At 67.4% G+C, this 17,519-nt stretch carries 20 protein-coding genes; 7 read left to right on the forward strand and 13 right to left on the reverse strand.

Annotation, left to right across the window (positions count from 1 at the left end; translation table 11 throughout):
- The 11 genes from VSO01S_RS16860 to VSO01S_RS16910 form a co-directional block, all read right to left on the reverse strand.
- A complete protein-coding gene (locus VSO01S_RS16860; RefSeq protein ID WP_068643969.1) occupies nucleotides 1–1,023 on the reverse strand; it encodes a methyltransferase in 1,023 nt (340 codons plus the stop codon).
- A 62-nt stretch (nucleotides 1,024–1,085) separates the two neighbouring features.
- Nucleotides 1,086–1,457 carry a DUF2200 domain-containing protein gene (locus tag VSO01S_RS16865; RefSeq protein WP_068643970.1) on the reverse strand — a complete coding sequence of 124 codons (372 nt, stop codon included), beginning with the start codon at nucleotides 1,455–1,457 and terminating at the stop codon, nucleotides 1,086–1,088.
- Nucleotides 1,458–1,895 (reverse strand): hypothetical protein, encoded by a 438-nt coding sequence (locus tag VSO01S_RS16870; protein ID WP_068643971.1) that lies wholly within the window; start codon nucleotides 1,893–1,895, stop codon nucleotides 1,458–1,460.
- A 10-nt stretch (nucleotides 1,896–1,905) separates the two neighbouring features.
- Nucleotides 1,906–2,421 (reverse strand): GNAT family N-acetyltransferase, encoded by a 516-nt coding sequence (locus VSO01S_RS16875; protein ID WP_306301711.1) that lies wholly within the window; start codon nucleotides 2,419–2,421, stop codon nucleotides 1,906–1,908.
- Between the two features lie 33 nt (nucleotides 2,422–2,454).
- Nucleotides 2,455–3,720: a phenylacetate--CoA ligase family protein gene (locus VSO01S_RS16880; RefSeq protein ID WP_068643973.1), complete on the reverse strand. Its 1,266-nt coding sequence runs from the start codon at nucleotides 3,718–3,720 to the stop codon at nucleotides 2,455–2,457.
- Between the two features lie 32 nt (nucleotides 3,721–3,752).
- Nucleotides 3,753–4,568: an ABC transporter ATP-binding protein gene (locus VSO01S_RS16885; RefSeq protein ID WP_068643974.1), complete on the reverse strand. Its 816-nt coding sequence runs from the start codon at nucleotides 4,566–4,568 to the stop codon at nucleotides 3,753–3,755.
- 140 nt (nucleotides 4,569–4,708) lie between these two features.
- Nucleotides 4,709–6,022, reverse strand: a complete 1,314-nt coding sequence (locus VSO01S_RS16890) for an ABC transporter substrate-binding protein (RefSeq protein WP_174544739.1) — start codon at nucleotides 6,020–6,022, stop codon at nucleotides 4,709–4,711.
- A gap of 52 nt (nucleotides 6,023–6,074) precedes the next feature.
- A complete protein-coding gene (locus VSO01S_RS16895; RefSeq protein WP_068643976.1) occupies nucleotides 6,075–7,151 on the reverse strand; it encodes a branched-chain amino acid ABC transporter permease in 1,077 nt (358 codons plus the stop codon).
- Between the two features lie 127 nt (nucleotides 7,152–7,278).
- Nucleotides 7,279–8,208 carry a branched-chain amino acid ABC transporter permease gene (locus tag VSO01S_RS16900; RefSeq protein WP_068643977.1) on the reverse strand — a complete coding sequence of 310 codons (930 nt, stop codon included), beginning with the start codon at nucleotides 8,206–8,208 and terminating at the stop codon, nucleotides 7,279–7,281.
- 15 nt (nucleotides 8,209–8,223) lie between these two features.
- A complete protein-coding gene (locus VSO01S_RS16905) occupies nucleotides 8,224–9,063 on the reverse strand; it encodes an ABC transporter ATP-binding protein (protein ID WP_245684234.1) in 840 nt (279 codons plus the stop codon).
- Nucleotides 9,060–11,030 (reverse strand): AMP-dependent synthetase/ligase, encoded by a 1,971-nt coding sequence (locus tag VSO01S_RS16910; protein WP_068643982.1) that lies wholly within the window; start codon nucleotides 11,028–11,030, stop codon nucleotides 9,060–9,062. The genes VSO01S_RS16905 and VSO01S_RS16910 overlap by 4 nt, the downstream gene beginning before the upstream one ends.
- 86 nt (nucleotides 11,031–11,116) lie before the next feature.
- Between VSO01S_RS16910 and VSO01S_RS16915 the strand changes: the two genes are divergently transcribed.
- The 3 genes from VSO01S_RS16915 (at nucleotide 11,117) to VSO01S_RS16925 (ending at nucleotide 13,318) form a co-directional block, all read left to right on the forward strand.
- A complete protein-coding gene (locus VSO01S_RS16915; protein WP_084241930.1) occupies nucleotides 11,117–11,896 on the forward strand; it encodes a Crp/Fnr family transcriptional regulator in 780 nt (259 codons plus the stop codon).
- A gap of 79 nt (nucleotides 11,897–11,975) precedes the next feature.
- Nucleotides 11,976–12,554 (forward strand): YbhB/YbcL family Raf kinase inhibitor-like protein, encoded by a 579-nt coding sequence (locus VSO01S_RS16920; protein WP_068643985.1) that lies wholly within the window; start codon nucleotides 11,976–11,978, stop codon nucleotides 12,552–12,554.
- Between the two features lie 26 nt (nucleotides 12,555–12,580).
- Nucleotides 12,581–13,318: a Crp/Fnr family transcriptional regulator gene (locus tag VSO01S_RS16925; RefSeq protein ID WP_068643978.1), complete on the forward strand. Its 738-nt coding sequence runs from the start codon at nucleotides 12,581–12,583 to the stop codon at nucleotides 13,316–13,318.
- Nucleotides 13,319–13,355: 37 nt separating this feature from the next.
- Here VSO01S_RS16925 and VSO01S_RS16930 read toward each other — a convergent pair whose 3' ends face one another.
- Nucleotides 13,356–14,576, reverse strand: a complete 1,221-nt coding sequence (locus VSO01S_RS16930) for an MFS transporter (RefSeq protein WP_068643979.1) — start codon at nucleotides 14,574–14,576, stop codon at nucleotides 13,356–13,358.
- Between the two features lie 129 nt (nucleotides 14,577–14,705).
- Between VSO01S_RS16930 and VSO01S_RS16935 the strand changes: the two genes are divergently transcribed.
- Complete coding sequence (locus VSO01S_RS16935) at nucleotides 14,706–15,011, forward strand: NIPSNAP family protein (protein ID WP_068643980.1); 306 nt, start codon at nucleotides 14,706–14,708, stop codon at nucleotides 15,009–15,011.
- 186 nt (nucleotides 15,012–15,197) lie between these two features.
- Here VSO01S_RS16935 and VSO01S_RS27200 read toward each other — a convergent pair whose 3' ends face one another.
- Nucleotides 15,198–15,689 (reverse strand): hypothetical protein, encoded by a 492-nt coding sequence (locus tag VSO01S_RS27200; protein WP_153305289.1) that lies wholly within the window; start codon nucleotides 15,687–15,689, stop codon nucleotides 15,198–15,200.
- A 553-nt stretch (nucleotides 15,690–16,242) separates the two neighbouring features.
- On the opposite strand from VSO01S_RS27200, the gene VSO01S_RS16940 reads away from it, so the two are divergent.
- The 3 genes from VSO01S_RS16940 to VSO01S_RS16950 form a co-directional block, all read left to right on the forward strand.
- Entirely contained in the window at nucleotides 16,243–16,695 is a 453-nt protein-coding gene (locus VSO01S_RS16940) for a hypothetical protein (RefSeq protein WP_153305290.1), read from the forward strand.
- Between the two features lie 12 nt (nucleotides 16,696–16,707).
- Nucleotides 16,708–17,217, forward strand: a complete 510-nt coding sequence (locus VSO01S_RS16945; protein WP_218002355.1) for a phage holin family protein — start codon at nucleotides 16,708–16,710, stop codon at nucleotides 17,215–17,217.
- A partial coding sequence (locus VSO01S_RS16950; protein ID WP_153305291.1) for a DUF3618 domain-containing protein occupies nucleotides 17,214–17,519 on the forward strand: 306 nt, incomplete at its 3' end. The genes VSO01S_RS16945 and VSO01S_RS16950, both read left to right, overlap by 4 nt.

A 17,519-nucleotide genomic window follows, 5' to 3' on the forward strand; every position in this document is an offset into this window, starting at 1 on the left:
TCACGCCGCAGCCGCCACCAGGATCCAGACCGGCGATGCGGTCTGCATCACGCGCTCCAGCGCGAAGCCCGCTTGTCCAAGAAGCGCGCGGAACTCCGGCACGGTGCGCTCGCACGCGCTGCCGAACATGGCCATCATCTGAATGTCGACCAGATAGTCCAGCGGCCGCCCGCGCACCGGGTCGGGCTCGAGGATCTGCTCCACGATCAGCAGGCGCGTTCCGGGCGCCATCGCCAGGCGGCAGTTGCGCAGGATGCGCACGCAATCCTCGTCGGCCCAATCGTGCAGGACGCGCACCAGCAGGTAGATGTCCGCACCTTCGGGAATGCGGTCGAAGAAGCTGCCGCCCCGCACCTCTATCCGGCCATCCGAACGCGCTTGCGGCGCAATTGCCGCCACCACATCCTCGCGGTCGAAAACCAGGCCGCGCGGGCCGGGGAACCGGGCCAGTATCTGCCGCAGCGCCTGGCCATTGCCGCCCCCGATGTCGGCGATCAGGCTCGCCCGCGAGAAGTCGAAGCTTTCGGCCAGGGTCTGGTGCCGCCGATCCGGAAAGTTGGCCATGAAGTCATCGAAGATTCGTGCCTCGTCGGGGTGGTCGCGCAGGTACTGGAAACGCGTGCTGTTCCAGGCGGTCTGGTGCGGGTTGCCGCCCGCCAGCGCGGCATCGAGCGCGCCCCAGGCATTCCACGAACCGCGCGCCGTCCAGAAACGCGCGCCATGGTGCAGGGAGTTCTGCGCGTCGGTTCTCAGGAGCAGCGACCTGGCGGAGTGTGAAACCGACCCGTCCACGCCGATCTGGAACACGCCGAACGAGGCCAGCGCCCGCAACACCCGCAGCAGCGGCGCCGCGAGAACAGAACAGTCCGCGGCCAATGCGCTGACTGGCGTGTTCCCGTCCCGGGGAAGCTTGTCCGCAAGCCCCAGGTCGGCCACCAGCCGCAGCATGCGCGAGACCTCGAAGCCTCGGATGAGAAGGTCCAGCGCTTCCCGATCGTCGTTGCCCGTTGGAACGTCCGCCATACCAGACCTCCGTGGTGGTGGGGTTGCGCACGGTGCCCTTGCCCAGGGGCGCCCGGGGCGCGCTAACTGCGCAGGATCTTCTCCATCGGCTTGCCTTTTGCCAGCTCGTCGACGAGCTTGTCCAGCCAGCGGATCTTCTGCATCAGCGGGTCGTCGATCTCTTCCACGCGAACGCCGCAGACCACGCCCTTGATCAGCGTCGTGTTGGGGTGCAGGGCCGGCGCCTGATGGAAGAAGGTCTGGAAGTCGCTCTGCCGCTCGATCTGCTGCTCCAGGCCCTTCTGGTCGTAGCCCGTCAGCCAGCGGATGACCTGGTCGACCTCTTCCTTCGTGCGGTTCTTGCGCTGCGCCTTCTGGACGTACAGCGGGTAGACCTTGGCGAAGGGGCATGGCGAAGATCCGGTGTGCGGGCATGTCCCTTTGCCTGCCTGGATTCAAAGGCCCGATGCCTGGCGGCTCAGCACCACTAGGCACCACACGATCGCCACCAGCTGGGCGATGTTGATCACGATGGCCGCCAGGTGCGTCTTGCGAAAGCCCGGAATCGCATCCAGGTCGTTCGACTGGATCTGCGCGCCCAGCGAGTCCATTCGGGGAAGGATCTTGCGGCGCAGCACCACGGCGATCAGCGCCAGCGCCGCAGCCCCGACGGCAATGCCGGGCCGGTGTGCCAGCGCATAGCTGACGGCCGTTGCCGTGGCGGTGATGAAGGCCGCCTTGTAGTAGACGTTGAAGAACGCCCGCACGAAGCGCGCGTCCAGCGGCGTGTCGTGCTTGAGGATCAGCAGCGGGACGGACCCCATGATGAAATAGGCCGTCGTCACGAGCAGTGCCACCGTGAAGAACAGCGCGGCGAACATGGCAGCAGGCATGGCCGCGAGTCTAGTCCTGCGGCCCGAGCAATGCCATCGAATAGCTGTCGGCATAGACCCCGTCGACCCGGAACGACCGCGGGTGATGCCCCTCCGTGACGAAGCCCATGCGCTCGTACAAGGCCTTGGCCGTGGGGTTGTCGGCACGCACGCTCAGCTCGATGCGCGTGATGCCCGTCTTCCACGCCGCCTCGATGGCGGCCTTCATCAGCTTGGCGCCGATCCCCTGGCGGCGCGCCGACGGCACCAGCCCGATGCCCAGCGTGCCGATGTGCGCCCTGGCCTGGCCATGGGTGGGCAGCACGTCGCACCAGCCGGCCACGGCGCCGTCCAGCAGCGCCACCACCTGGCACCAGCCGTTGTCGACGATGGCGCAATAGAAGGCGCGGCAGTCCTTCTCGGACGGCGCCTCGGTGAACGCGAGGTAGCGCTTCTCGCGCGCCACTGTGTCGAGCGCGCGGCGCAATCCGTCGAAGTGCTTCGGCGCGACCGGTTCGATGATCAGGTTCATGGGGCTGGTGGCCACGTGGGTGTCGGGCCGGCCAGCATAGCGCCGGCGCTACTTGTAGCTGCGCGCGTCCTCGATCACCTTGCCGTCGTTGGGCAGGCTGCCGGGGGCGACGATGCGCACCTCGCCGCGCAGCTTGGTCACCTCGCGGATCGCCTCGGCGACGCGCCCGGCCAGCCCGTCCGGCGCGTGGGCGCATTCCACATGCAAGGTCATCCGGTCGTCCGCCATCTCGCCTTCCACCACCAGGCGGGCGCGCGCCACTTCCGCAAAGCGCTTGGCCACGGCCGCCACCTGGCCGGGGTGCACGAACATGCCGCGCACCTTGGTGGTCTGGTCGGCGCGGCCCATCCAGCCCTTGATGCGCTGGTTGGTGCGGCCCGTGGGGCAGGGCCCGGGCAGAAAGGCCGAGAGGTCGCCGGTGCCGAAGCGCACCAGCGGGTAGTCCATGTTGAAGGTGGTCACCACCACCTCGCCCACCTCGCCCTCGGGCACCGGGTCGCCCGTGCCGGGGCGCACGATCTCCACCACCACGTTCTCGTCCAGCACCAGGCCCTGGCGCGCGGCGGTCTCGTAGGCGATGAGGCCGACGTCGGCGGTGGCGTAGCACTGCAGCACCTGCATGCCCTGGTGCTGCGCGAACCAGTCGACCAGGCTGGGCGGGCAGGCTTCGCCGGACACCAGCGCCTTGGTCAGGGAAGGCAGGGGCACCTGCTTCTCCGCCGCCTTTTCCAGGATGATCTTCAGGAAGCTCGGCGTGCCGGCATAGCCTTCGGGCCGCAGGTCGGCGATGGCCTCCACCTGCTGCTCGGTCTGCCCGGTGCCGCCGGCGAACACGGTGCAGCCCAGCGCACGCGCGCCGGTTTCCATGATCGAGCCGGCAGGCGTCATGTGGTAGCTGAAGCAGTTGTGCACCAGCTCGCCGGGCCGGAAGCCCGCGGCATACAGCGCGCGGGCGGTGCGCCAGTAGTCGGGCGCGACGCCCTCGGGTTCGTAGATGGGGCCGGGGCTGGCGAACACGCGGCGCATCAGGGGGCCGCGGCCGATGGCGGCAAAGCCGCCGAAAGCGTCGGTGGCGCGCCCTTGCTGCTGCAGCGCAAGCAGTTCGCTCTTGCGCGTGACCGGCAGGCGGGCCAGCGCGCTGCGCGAATCGACCTTGGATGCATCGACGCCCTCCAGGATGGCGGCCAGGGCCGGCGCGGCTTCCTGCGCATGGGCGATCTGCTGCGGCAGGCGCGCCATCAGGCTGCGTTCGCGCTCCTGGGGGTCGCGGGTCTCGAGCGCGTCGTAGTACGTGTTGTCGTTGCTGTTGCTCATGGTGTTGTCGTGTTCCCTTGCGCGCATGCCCCTCAGGCCAGCCAGCGCTTGCGGCGCTTGTAGCTCTTCACGTCGCGAAAGCTCTTGCGGTCCGCGCCGCCCACGCCCAGGTAGAACTCCTTCACGTCCTCGTTCTCGCGCAGGCTGTGCGCCTCGCCGTCCATCACCACGCGGCCGTTCTCCAGGATGTAGCCGTAGTCGGCGTAGCGCAGCGCCATGTTCGTGTTCTGCTCGGCCAGCAGGAAGGTCACGCGCTCCTTCTCGTTCAGGTCCTTCACGATGCCGAACACTTCTTCCACGATCTGCGGCGCCAGGCCCATGGAGGGCTCGTCCAGCAGCACCATGCTCGGGTTGGCCATGAGCGCGCGGCCGATGGCGCACATCTGCTGCTCGCCGCCCGAGGTGTAGGCCGCCTGCGAGGTGCGACGCGTCTTCAGGCGCGGGAAGTAGGCGTAGACCTTCTCCAGCGTCTCTGCCACCTTCGCCTTGCCGTCTTCGCGGGTGTAGGCGCCGGTCATGAGGTTCTCCTCGATGGTGAGGTGGGCGAAGCAGTGCCGTCCCTCCATCACCTGCACCAGCCCGCGCTTGACCAGCGCCGCCGGCGACAGCGCCTCGATGCGCTCGCCGCGCAGCTCGATGGTGCCCTTGGTCACCGCGCCGCGCTCGCCCGCCAGCAGGTTGGACACCGCGCGCAGCGTTGTCGTCTTGCCGGCCCCGTTGCCGCCCAGCAGCGCCACGATGCCCCCTTCGGGCACCTGCAGCGACACGCCCTTGAGCACCAGGATCACGTGGTTGTAGATGACCTCGATGCCGTTGACGTCAAGAACGATGTTGGATGCGTTGCTCATGTTTTTCCGTTTCAGGTGGCCTGCAGCGCCCGGCGAAGCCGCGGCTCCGGTGGAGCCGCCGCCCCTCCCGCCCGGCGGGAGGGGTTGGGGAGGGTGCCGTCAGTGCCGGGGCACCACGTGCCCCGGCCGAATGGCAAGCGTCAAGCTTGGCAGTCGGCCGGGGTGCGTGGTGTCAGCTTCTTGTCCGCCGCGTACTTGGCGGCCGTGGTCTTGACCAGCGGCTTGATGATCTGCTCGTCGGCCTGCAGCCAATCGGAGCTGAACTTCCACTGCTTGCCGTCCCAGGTGTGGATGCGCGCCCATGCCGCGCCCATGTGGTCGGTGCACGAAGTGCTGATGGGGCGCATCACGCCCGCAAAGCCCAGCGCGTCCAGCTTGGCCTGCGAGAGGTTCAGGTTCTCCAGCCCCCACCGCACCTGTTCGCCGGTCATGACCTTGCCCTTGCCGAAGCGCTCCTGCGCGGCGCGGATGCCTTCCACGCCCAGCATGGCGCTCATCGCGCCGCGCATGTAGAGCACCTGGCCCACTTCATCCTTCGGGCCCGTGCCCTGGCCCTTGCCGTGAATCTGCGCCAGGATGTCCTGCACCACCTTCGCCTGCGGCTCGGCGCCGTGCTGCATGGTCACCGCGTTGTAGCCCTTGGCACCGTCGCCCACGTCCTTCACGTCGGGCTCGGCACCGGCCCACCACACGCCGTACATCTTCTCGCGCGGGTAGCCGGTGGCCTGCGCTTCCTTGATGGCGGTGGAGTTCATCACGCCCCAGCCCCACAGCAGCACGTAGTCGGGGCGGCTCTGGCGCACCTGCAGCCAGGTGGCCTTCTGCTCGACGCCGGGGGCCGTCACCGGCAGCAGCTGCAGGTCGAAGCCGACCAGCTTCGCGCGTTCCTGCAGGAGCGGAATGGGCTCCTTGCCGTAGGGGCTGTCGTGATAGACCAGCGCGATCTTCTTGCCCTTGAGCTTGTCCATGCCGCCTTCCTTCTTGGCAATGGCCTGGAGGATGGCGTCTGCCGCCACCCAGTAGGTGCCGGCAATCGGGAAGTTCCACTTGAACACGCCGCCGTCCGCGCTTTCGCTGCGGCCGTAGCCGATGGTCACCACCGGAATCTTGTCCACCGGCGCCTTTTCGGTAATGGCGAAGGTGGCGCCGGTCGACAGCGGCTGCACGAAGGAGGCGCCGCGGCTCTTCAGGCGCTCGTAGCACTCCACGCTGCGCGCGGTGTCGTAGCCGGTCTCGCATTCCTCGAAGGAGATCTTCACGCCGTTGATGCCGCCGCGCGCGTTGACCAGCTTGAGGTAGTCGACAAAACCGTTGGCCCACGGCGTGCCGTTGGGCGCGTACGCGCCCGTGCGGTAGGACAGCACAGGAATGAACTGCTCTTGCGCGAATGCAGGCGCGGTGCCCGCCACGGACGCCGCCAGCGCTGCGGCCAATGCCATTGTCTTCAGCTTCACGTTTGTCTCCTTATGAATTTTCATCACACACAGCCACGGGAAAAATCGGGGATCAATGCGGGAAGGGCCACAGGCGCAGCTTCTGCTTGCCGGTCGACCACAGCTTGGCCAGCCCATGCGGCTCCACCACCAGGAACCACACGATCAGCGCGCCGAACACCATCAGCTCGGTGTGCGAAATGCCGGCGGTGGAAATCTCCATGCCCAGGAGGCCGGCCAGCACAGGCAGCAGCTGATTGAGCACGATGGGCAGCACCACGATGAAGGCGGCGCCGAAGAAGCTGCCCATGATCGAGCCCAGCCCGCCGATGATCACCATGAAGAGCAGGCGGAACGAGTAATCCACCGAGAAGGCCGAGGGTTCCCAGGCGCCCAGGTACACGAAGGCCCACAGCGCGCCGGCCACGCCGATGATGAAAGAGCTCACGGCAAAGGCGCTGAGCTTCGCGTACACCGGGCGGATGCCGATCACCGCCGCCGCCACGTCCATGTCGCGAATGGCCATCCACTCGCGGCCGATGGCCCCGCGCACCAGGTTCTTGGCCGCAACGGCCACCAGCACCACGATCACCAGGCAGAACAGGTACTTCGAAGTGGCGCTCTCGATGGGAATGCCCAGCACCTGCAGGTTGGACACCGCCACCGAGCCCGAGGGCGTATCCAGCGTGAACCACTTGATGCGCAGGAACATCCAGTCGGCGAAGAACTGCGCCGCCAGCGTGGCCACCGCCAGGTAGAGCCCGCGCACCCGCAGCGAGGGCAGGCCGAACAGGATGCCGAAGAGCGTGGCGCAGAGGCCGCCCAGGATGAGCGCCGGCACCAGCGGCATGCCTGGCACACGCACGAAGAAGTTGTAGGCGCCGTAGGCGCCCACCGCCATGAAGGCGCCCGAGCCCAGCGAGATCTGCCCGCAGTAGCCCACCAGGATGTTCACGCCGATGGCCGCCAGCGAGAAGATCAGGAAGGGAATGAGAATGGCGCGGAACATGTAGTCGCTGGCCAGCAGCGGCACACCCGCGAAGGCGAAGGCCACCAGGGCCCAGATCACCACGCGGTCCTGCACGATGGGGAACACCGCCTGGTCGGCGCGGTAGCTGGTCTTGAACTGGCCGTTTTCTCTGTAGATCACACACACCCCCAGTCTTCGCGGACTTCGTTCCGCTCCGCCAACCCCCTTGCAGGGGGCAATGCCAGTGGCCCGGCAAAGCCGGTTCCACGGCATTCCTGGACAAGACAGTCGAGCCTGAATCGCATGGCTATACCCGGTCGATGATTTTTTCGCCGAACAAGCCCTGCGGCCGGAACAGCAGGAAGACAAGCGCCAGCACGTAGGCGAACCAGATCTCGATGCCCCCGCCCACGTACGGCCCCAGGTACACCTCCGACAGCTTCTCGCCCACGCCGATGATCAGCCCGCCGATGATGGCGCCCGGCACCGAGGTGAGGCCGCCCAGGATCACCACCGGCAGCGCGCGCAGCGCCACCGTGGCCAGCGAGAACTGCACGCCCAGCTTGCTGCCCCAGATCATTCCGGCCACCAGCGCCACCGTGCCCGCCACGCACCACACGATCACCCAGATGCGCGCCAGCGGAATGCCGATGGACTGCGCCGCCTGGTGGTCGTCGGCCACCGCGCGCAGCGCGCGGCCGGTGCCGGTCTTCTGGAAGAACAGCGACAGCAGGGCCACCAGCGCGGCGGCGATCACCGCGGCGATCACGTCTTCCTTGTTGATCAGCACGCCACCCTGAAACAGGGACTCCAGCACGAACATCGGGTCCTTGGGCATGCCGATCTCGATGCGGTAGATGTTGCTGCCGAACAGGGTCTGGCCCAGCCCGTCCATGAAGTAGGTGATGCCCAGCGTGGCCATGAGCAGCGTGGCGCCTTCCTGGTTGACCAGGTGGCGCAGCACCAGCCGCTCGATCAGCCAGGCCACCACGAACATGAGCGCGCCCGCCAGCACGAAGCCGGCGATGTTGGCGAACCAGGGGTTGTCGATGCCGGTCCACTTGGGAACCCATTCGGCGAAGCGCGCCATGGCCAGCGCCGCAAAGAGCACCATGGCCCCCTGCGCGAAGTTGAAGACGCCCGAGGCCTTGTAGATCAGCACGAAGCCCAGCGCGATCAGCGCATACAGCATGCCGACCATCAGGCCGCCGATGAATGTCTCGATGAAAAATCCCATACTGCCGCCCGTCCTTCAGTGCGCCGTGCCGAGGTAGGCGCGGATCACTTCCTCATTGCCGCGCACTTCGTCGGGCGTGCCGTCGCCGATCTTCTTGCCGTAGTCCAGCACGACCACGCGGTCCGAGATGTCCATCACCACGCCCATGTCGTGCTCGATGAGAACGATGGTGGTGCCGAACTCGTCGTTCACGTCCAGGATGAAGCGGCTCATGTCCTGCTTCTCTTCCACGTTCATGCCGGCCATGGGCTCGTCCAGCAGCAGCACCTGCGGCTCCATGGCCAGCGCGCGGCCCAGGTCCACGCGCTTTTGCAGGCCGTAGGGCAGGCGGCCCACCGGCGTCTTGCGGTGCGCCTGGATCTCCAGGAAGTCGATGATGTGCTCGACGAACTCGCGGTGCTTGAGCTCCTCGCGCTCGGCGGGGCCCCAACGCAGCGCCTGGGCCAGCAGGCCGCTCTTCATCTTGAGGTTGCGCCCGCTCATGATGTTGTCCAGCACGCTCATGCCCTTGAACAGGGCCAGGTTCTGGAAGGTGCGCGCCACGCCCATCTCGGCCACCTGGCGCGAGTTCATGTGCTTGAAGGTCTTGCCGCGGAAGGTGATGGAGCCCTGCTGCGGCGTGTACACGCCGTTGATGCAGTTGAGCATGGAGCTCTTGCCCGCGCCGTTGGGCCCGATGATGGAGCGCACCTCGTGCTCGCGCACGTTGAAGCTGATGTCGGTGAGCGCCTTCACCCCGCCGAAGGAGAGCGAGATGTTCTGCACGTCCAGGATCACCTCGCCGATGCGCCGGCGCGCGGCTGGCACCGGGGCGCTTTCGGCCAGCAATGCGCTGTCTTCGATGCGTGCGTTCATGCTGCCGCCTTCACCGGTGGGAAGCGCTTGGCTTCGATGATCTTGAGCGTGGCGCTCACGCTGCCTGCGCGGCCGTCCTCGAACTTGACCTGCGTCTCGATGAACTGCTCGCTCTTGCCGCCGTACAGCGCGTCGACCAGCACCGCGTACTTCTCCGCGATGAAGCCGCGCCGCACCTTGCGCGTGCGGGTGAGCTCGTCGTCGTCCGGGTCGAGTTCCTTGTGCAGCACCAGGAAGCGCGCAATCTGCGTGTCGGCCATGCCGTCTTCGGCCGCCAGGTCGGCGTTGACCTTGGCGATGCAGTCGGCCACCAGCGCCAGCACCTCGGGCTTGCCCGCCAGGTCGACATAGCCGCCGTAGGGCAGGCCGCGCCGCTCGGCCCAGTTGCCCACGGCCTCGTAGTCGATGTTGATGAAGGCGCAGGCCTGGTCGCGGCCGTGGCCGAAGCACACCGCTTCCTTGATCTGCGGGAAGAACTTGAGCTTGTTCTCGATGTAGTTGGGCGCGAACATGGCGCCCTGGCAGCTGCCTTGCGGGCCGTTCAGGCGCCCCACGTCCTTGGCGCGGTCGATGATGCGCAGGTGCCCCTCGCTGTCGAGCACGCCGGCATCGCCGGTGTGGAAATAGCCTTCGGCGTCCAGCACCTCGGCGGTGGCCTCGGGCCGCTTGTAGTACTCCTTGAGCACCGACACGCCGCGCACCAGCACCTCGCCGTTGTCGGCGATCTTCAGCTCCATGCCCGGCGCGGCGGTGCCCACGCTGGTGAGCTTGACCTTGCCGTCCTGCTGCAGGCACACATACGCGCAGGTCTCGGTCTGGCCGTAGAACTGCTTGAGGTTGACGCCGATGGAGCGGTAGAAGCGGAACAGGTCCGGCCCGATGGCGGCGCCCGCCGTGTAGGCCACGCGGATGCGGCTCATGCCCAGCACGTTGCGCAGCGGGCCGTAGATGAGCAGGTCGCCCAGTTTGTAGAGCAGGCGGTCTTTTGCCGAGACCGGCGCGCCGCCCAGGATGTCGGCGCCCACGCGCTGCGCCAGCGCCATGCACTTTGCATACAGCCAGCGCTTGGGCGCGGCCGCGTCTTCCATGCGGATGGACACGGCCGTGAGCAGCCCTTCGAAGGTGCGTGGCGGGCCGAAGTAGTAGCTCGGGCCGATCTCGCGCATGTCGTTCATCACCGTCTCGGCCGACTCGGGGCAGTTGAGCGTGAAGCCCGCCACCAGCCACTGCGCCACCGAGAACAAATGGTCGCCCACCCAGGCCATGGGCAGGTAGCTCATGATGTCGTCGCCCGGGCCGAGCTTGTCGGTCTGCACGCCGCCGCGCCCTGCGGCGATGAAGCCGGCATGCGTCTGGCACACGCCCTTGGGCCGGCCGGTGGTGCCCGAGGTGTAGAGGATCACGCCCACGTCCGACGGCTGCACGCTGTCCACCGCCGCCTCGAAATAGCCGGGGTTCTTCGCGTCGAACGCGCGGCCCAGCTCGCGCAGCGCCTCGAAGCTCAGCAGGCCCGGCTGGTCGTAGTTGCGCAGGCCGCGCGGGTCGTCGTAGATGATGTGCCTGAGCTGCGGGCGGCTCTCGCGGCACTCCAGCAGTTTGTCGACCTGCTCCTGGTCTTCGGCCATGACGAACTCGATGCCTGCGTCGTCCAGCATGAAGACCATCTCGCCGGCCACCGCGTCCTGGTAGAGCGGCACCGGCACGCCGCGCAGGCTCTGCGCCGCCGCCATCGACAGGTACAGGTGCGGCCGGTTGGCGCCCACGATGGCCAGGTTGTCCAGGGGCTTGAAGCCCAGGCTGGCCAGGCCGCAGGCGATCTCGCGCACTTCGCGCGCGCAGTCCTGCCAGCTCCAGGTCTGCCAGATGCCCAGGTCCTTTTCGCGAATGGCGGGCGCCTGCGGGCGCTGCGCCGCGTGCTGCTGGAGCAGTCGCGGAAAGGTGTCGGTGGATGTGGTCTTTGTGTTCAAGATGGCCGGACTGTAGGCCGGCGCTTTGACGCTGTGTTGTCGTTCCAACGACAATCCTAGGGACAACACTCCCCCGGAGTTTCCCGATGCAATCCGGCGCCGCGGCTGTTCCCATTCCAGCGTTCCCGCACAAGGGCCCGCACGGCGGCTCGTCGCTGCGCGAGCGCGTGCGGCCGGCCACCCGCACCGAGCTGGGCAGCGTGCCCTGGCTGCGTGCGCTGGCCCCGGCCGAGCGCGAGCGGGCGGAAGCCGCCATCGTGGTGGGCGACGCCGAGCCGGGCGACCTGGTGTGCCGCGTGGGCCGCCCGCCCACCTACTGGTTCGGCGTGATCGAAGGCCTCCTGAAGATGAGCAAGGACCGCGCGGACGGCAGCTCCATGACCTACAGCGGCCTGCCCTCGGGCGGCTGGTTCGGCGAGGGCACGGCCATGAAGCGCGAGCCCTACCGCTACGACATCCAGGCGCTGCGCAAGAGCGTGGTGGCGGGGCTGCCCATCGACGACTTCCACTGGCTGCTGGATCACTCCATCGGCTTCAACCGCTTCGTGATGAACCAGCTCAACGAGCGCCTGGCCCAGTTCATCGCCGCGCGCGAGAACGACCGGCTGAACAACCCCGACGCGCGCGTGGCCCGCAACCTGGCCCAGCTGTTCAACCCGGTGCTCTTTCCGGGCGTGGGGCAGCTCCTGCGCATCACGCAGCAGGAGCTGGCCTACCTGGTGGGCCTGTCGCGCCAGCGGGTGAACGAGGCGCTGCACACGCTGCAGGAGCGCGGCGTGATCGTGGTGGAGTACGGCGGCGTGCGCGTGCTCGACCTGGAGGCGCTGCGCGACGGCGCCGCGATGGCGGGCGCCGCAAAAGCCTAGGGCGTCACCGATGACAAGGCGTGGCCGGCCGCGCATGATGGCGGACCTGGTGCATATACAAACCAAGGACCACACCCCCATGAAAAATCGACCCCGCACCCTTCGCTTTGCCGCCGTGGCCACCGTGGTCATGGCCGCCGCGCCGCTGGCCGGCGCAGCCGGCTTCTCGCTTGCCAGCCCGACCATCAAGCCCGGCAGCACGCTGACCGAGGCGCAGGTCTTCAACGGCTTCGGCTGCACCGGCAAGAACGTCTCGCCGGCCCTCAAGTGGAGCGGCGCGCCCAGCGGCACCAAGAGCTTCGCGCTGACCGTGTACGACCCGGACGCGCCCACCGGCTCCGGCTGGTGGCACTGGGTGGTCTACAACATCCCGGCCAGCGCCACCGAACTGGCCGAGGGCGCCGGCACCGCCGACGGCAAGGGCCTGCCCGCCGGCAGCCAGCAGGGCCGCACCGACTTCGGCGCGCCCGGCTTCGGCGGCGCCTGCCCGCCGCCGGGGGACAAGCCGCACCGCTACATCTTCACGGTGTATGCGCTCAAGACCGACAAGCTCGACATCCCCGAAGGCGGCACGGCCGCGCTGGTGGGCTACATGATCAACGCCAACAAGCTGGGCTCGGCCTCGTTCACCGCGAAGTACGGGCGCAAGAAGCAGTAGGCAAGGAAAGACAGAGGCGCGCATCCATGGCCTGGCACGAAGAACTGGTGAGCACCGCGGTGACCACCATCACCAACTCGCTCGCCACCACCGAGGGCCAGATCGCGGCCGTGTCGGTGACCATCGCCGGCGCGCTGGTGGTGGCCAGTTCCTTCGTGCGGACCATGATCCCGCTGCGCTGCCTGGCGGTGGCCAGCAACGTGGGCTTTCTGGTCTACGGCGCGCTGCATCCCTCGCTGATCATGCTGATGCTGCATGCCACACTGCTGCCCATCAACATCTTCCGCACCGCGCAGATGGTGCGGCTCACGCGCCGGGTGAGCGCCGCCGCGCAGACCAGCGACCTCTCGGGCGTATGGCTGCGGCCCTACATGCGCAGCCGGCGCCTGCGCGCGGGGCAGGTGCTGTTCCGCAAGGGCGACATGGCCGACCACCTGTTCTTCCTGGCCTCGGGGCAGATCGAATTCGTCGAGATCGGCCAGGTGATGGAGTCGGGCCGCCTGTTCGGCGAGATCGCCTTCTTCGCGCCCGACAAATGCCGCTCGCTCACCGCCCGCTGCGTGACCGACTGCCTGGTGCTGCGCATCGACGAGCTCACCTTCAAGCAGCTTTACTTCCAGAACCCGGCCTTCGGCTTCGAGGTGGTGTCGCTCATCGCGGGCCGGCTGATGGCCGACCGGCAGCGGCTGGAGGCGCTGGTGGCAGCGGGGCAGGCGCAGCCGCAGGCGGCGGCAGCAGCAGCAGCGAACCAGGCGGCTGCCTGATACCTGGCCGTCGCCGGCCATGCCCCTGGAGCGCCGGCTAAGCCACAGCTTCGGGCAAGCGCTGTAGCGAGCCCAGCTGTGACCGCGTGATCAGCAGCGCCTGCAGCGCGAACCCACCCAGCGCCAGCCACAGGCAGGCCGCCTCGCCCCAGCGTGCGCCGATCACGCCACCCAGCGCAGCGCCCACGGGCCGCGCGCCGGCATTCACCGTCAGGAACAGAGCACCCACGCGTCCGAGCATCGCGGCGGGGGTCAGGCTCTGGCGCAGCGTCGTGGAGGTGATGGTCCATACGACCGGCCCGGCACCGAACAGGAAGAAGGACAGCCCGGCCACCCACGCGCTCGGCACGACGAGCGTCGAGGCCATCACCGCAGCCGCGAACACTGAAACCACCGGCCCGACCTGGATGGCGCGCCCGAAGGGCATGGCCTGCACGATGCGCGGCGCCAGCAGCGCGCCAACCACCATGCCTGCGCCGAAAGCGCCCAGCGTTGCACCGACCACCTCGGCGCCCAGGCCGAGCACCCGCATCGCATAAGGAACATAGGCGGCCTGCAGGACGAACCAGGCGATGTTCCAGACCGCGGCGGTCAGCAATACGGACCGCAGCATGGGCTCGCGCCAGACGAAGCGTGCGCCGTCCTGCACCTCGCGCAACGGATGGCGTGCGGCGCGCGGCGCCAGCGGCGGTTCGCCAAGCCGCCACAGCAAGGCGACCGCAGCGAGCGACATGACCGACGCCAGCACGAAAGTCGCCGACGCACCGGCCCACGACACCAGTGCCCCGCCGAGCGCCGGCCCACCGGCGAAGGCCGCACTGCGCGCGAGCTCGAGCCGCCCGTTGGCCTGCGCCAGCGCTGCGCGCGGCACCAGTGCCGGCACCAAGGCGGGTGCGGCAACGCTGAAAGCCACCGTTCCCACGGCGCCGACAAAGCCCAGGACCGCGAGCCAGCCGATCGACAGATAGCCCGTCAGCGCCGCGGCCAGCAACGCCAACAGCGACGCGGCGCGCAACGTCTCGGCCGCCATCATGAGCCGGCGCCGCGGCATGCGATCGACCATCAGGCCCAGCGGCAGCGAGAGCAGCAGGAAAGGGAGCGTCTGGACCGCCGCCAACAGGCCGATGTCACCGGGCCCCGCATCGAGCAGGAGCACCGCGATCATGGGCACGGCTGCCAGGCTCAGTTGCTCGGCCGAATGGGCCATGAGGTTGGCGCCGGTCAGCGCGGCGAGTGGACGTGGAGGTTGAGACGTCATGGCGATGGCAACACAGAAAAAAACCCATCGTCGGTTGGATGGCGCCGCCGCGCTGGCCGTTTGCGGACATTGAAATGGGTTCTCTTGCCCTATGCTCCCGCGAACCGTCCAAGCCCTGCTATTTTTCTTATGGTCACCTGCTACCTTCGATATGTTGTCGATCCGTTCAAGCTGAAGGAATTCGAGCACTACGGCAAGCTCTGGATTCCCCTTGTGGAGAAGTTCGGCGGGCAACATCACGGCTACTTCCTCCCATCGGAAGGCGCCAACAACATCGCGCTCGCGATGTTCACCTTTCCGAGTCTTGCAGCCTATGAGGAATACCGGTCGGCATCCGGCAACGATCCAGCGTGCCAGGCCGCATTCAAATACGCAGAAGACACGCGTTGCATCGTCAGCTATGAACGCAGTTTCTTCAGGCCGGTGTTCGAGTGATAGCGGCAAGGGGGAATGCTGGGTTGCCGCTTCCGGGCTACGACCAGACATTCGCGCCTCAACCGCAAGCGAGAACGCAAACACGCCAGGTTCGACCTGGTTCTGCTTCATGAAGCCTCTCCACCGGTCGTTGCGTGCATCCACGCTGCCTGGCAGGTCCAACGTCAAGACCTTAATCCTGGATCGCTATTGGGTCACCCTGGTTGTCGCGGCTGGCAGCGAACAAGGAACCCGCCCGACCGCAGTTGCCGAACCGTCTGCGCCTTTGGCAGTTGCCTTGTGGATTTTCTCGAGGTGCGCCATCAAATCGTTGCTGTAAACGCTCGACGGGGCATAGAACAGGCGATGCCGATCCCTGTTCTTCGCGATGACGCACAACGTATTCTTCTGATCCATTGCTAGATTGTCCAAATTCGGATCAAACATCACCGAATTTCCCGCCACCATCGCGATCGAGTTTTCTGCGCTCGCCACCAATATTTTCGGCAATTGGCCAGGATTTTCTGCCTCGATTTCGCTGAGTCTTACGGCAGGCTCAACGACCCAGAGTGAGACAAAGGCGAGCGTCCTCATGCCCTCCCGCGCTGCCGTTATTTGCCCGATGCGAAATGTTGCGTAGCCGCCTGCGATGAGGAGTGCCAAAGTAGCGCATGCCACAAGTAACTTGTTGCGTTTCATGTTTGCGTTCGTTGTGAATTCCCTCGCTGGATGAGCGCCCCCACTCTTGACGAGAGTGCCGCAAATCGTCTCATGGAATCTGCAGCCCAGAAGGAAGTCCCTTCATCGGTGACCGACAGTACTGCTCGAACGCCCGCTTTCGAGAAACTGCTACTTCCGCAACGGGGCCCTGAGCGGAAGTCAGCTCCTTTCAAGAGCAGCCCTACCCCATTGGGGCTTGGAATCCTGCAAATAAGCTCGTCCAGTTCGCCACTGGGCCGCAGGCGATACAGCCTCCTGTAGGCCCTTGCAGCCTCGTCGCAGCCCGAGCGCTGTCTGTCTGAATCAGGTTAGCTCGGGAGCGCCAAGGAGACACGCTCAGCGGTCGCGGCGGCCACGCTGGTCTTTGACGCCGAGATCGACGGCGTGCTGTGCGAGCGGGCCGCCGCAGGCTGAGCCGTCCCGCGGCCCGACCGGCCAGCGGGGCACCGGGTACGTCGCTTGCCGTGATGTCCCGGCAGCCGGGCAAGGCCTTGCCCGGCGCGAAACCGATCGTTTCAACCAGGAGGTCCACATGTCCACAGATTCATATTTGCCGGCCGAGGACGCTCCCGGCTTCGCCCAGCGGTCTTCCGAGCGGCCCTCCGAGCCTGGCCGCGAAGACACCGCGCAGGACTCGGCAGCGCAGCAGGTGAAGGCGCGCGTGGGCAGGCTGCTCGACGATGCGCGCGACAGCGCACAGACGCAGGTCAACGAAACCAGGAACAGCGCCGCCGACGAACTGCACAACGTCGCCGGCGCACTGCGCGATGCGGCGCAGCGCGGCGAGGGCGACCCGCTGCTGGGGCTGACCGGCTCGGCCGCGGACGGCCTGGACCGCCTGTCGAGCGCCCTGCGCAACAAGGAGTTGAGCGCGATGGTGCGCGACGTGGAGTCGTTCGCGCGCGCCCAGCCGGTGGCGTTCTTCGGTTTTGCCCTGGCGACCGGCTTTCTGGCGGTTCGCTTCATGAAGGCCAGCCAGTCCTGAAAGGAGCCCATGATGAATTCCACATTCGCAGGCCCCGCCGCCAGCACGCCGGACGCGGCCGGTTATTCCACCGACGCCGACATGCGCAACAGGTCGGACGATGCCCGTGACGAGTCGCGCCGCGGGCGCACCGACGATTCAGAATCGGTCACCGGGCTGCTCGGCCGGCTGTGGCGCGACACCGCCGCGCTGGTGCAGGACGAGGTCGAACTGGCCAAGGCCGAGGTGTCCGAGAAGACCACCCGCGCAGCGGTGAGCATCGGGGTCATCGCCATCGGCGGCGCGGTGCTGCTCGCCGGTTTCGTCATCCTGCTGTTGGCGGCGGTGAATGCGCTCGGGCCGCTGCTGCCGGCGGACATTGCGCACTGGCTCGCGCCGGCCATCGTTGGGCTGGTGGTGATCGTCATCGGCTTCGTCATGGTGTCGGGCGGCGTCAAGGCGCTGGACATGAAGGAGCTTGCACCGCGCCGCACCATGGAGTCGCTGCGGCGCGACACCAACATGGTGAAGGAGCATGTATGAACCACGACCGCAACTCGGCCCAGATTCAGGCCGACATCCAGCGCACCCGCAGCGAACTCGACCGCACGCTGACGCTGCTCGAGCGCCGGCTCGAACCCCGGCGCCTGGTGGACCAGGGCGTGGACTACCTGCGCCACAACGGCGCCAGCGAATACTTCTACAGCCTGGGCCGCTCGGCCCGCGAGCAGCCGCTGCCACTGGCGCTGGTGGGCGTGGGCCTGGCCTGGATGATGATGACCAACGGCCGCTCGGCCGCCGCGCCGGACGGCCGCGTGCGTGACGACACCGACGGCGCCGCCGAC

This window comes from Variovorax soli NBRC 106424 (assembly GCF_001591385.1).
Taxonomy (GTDB): Bacteria; Pseudomonadota; Gammaproteobacteria; order Burkholderiales; family Burkholderiaceae_C; genus Variovorax; species Variovorax soli.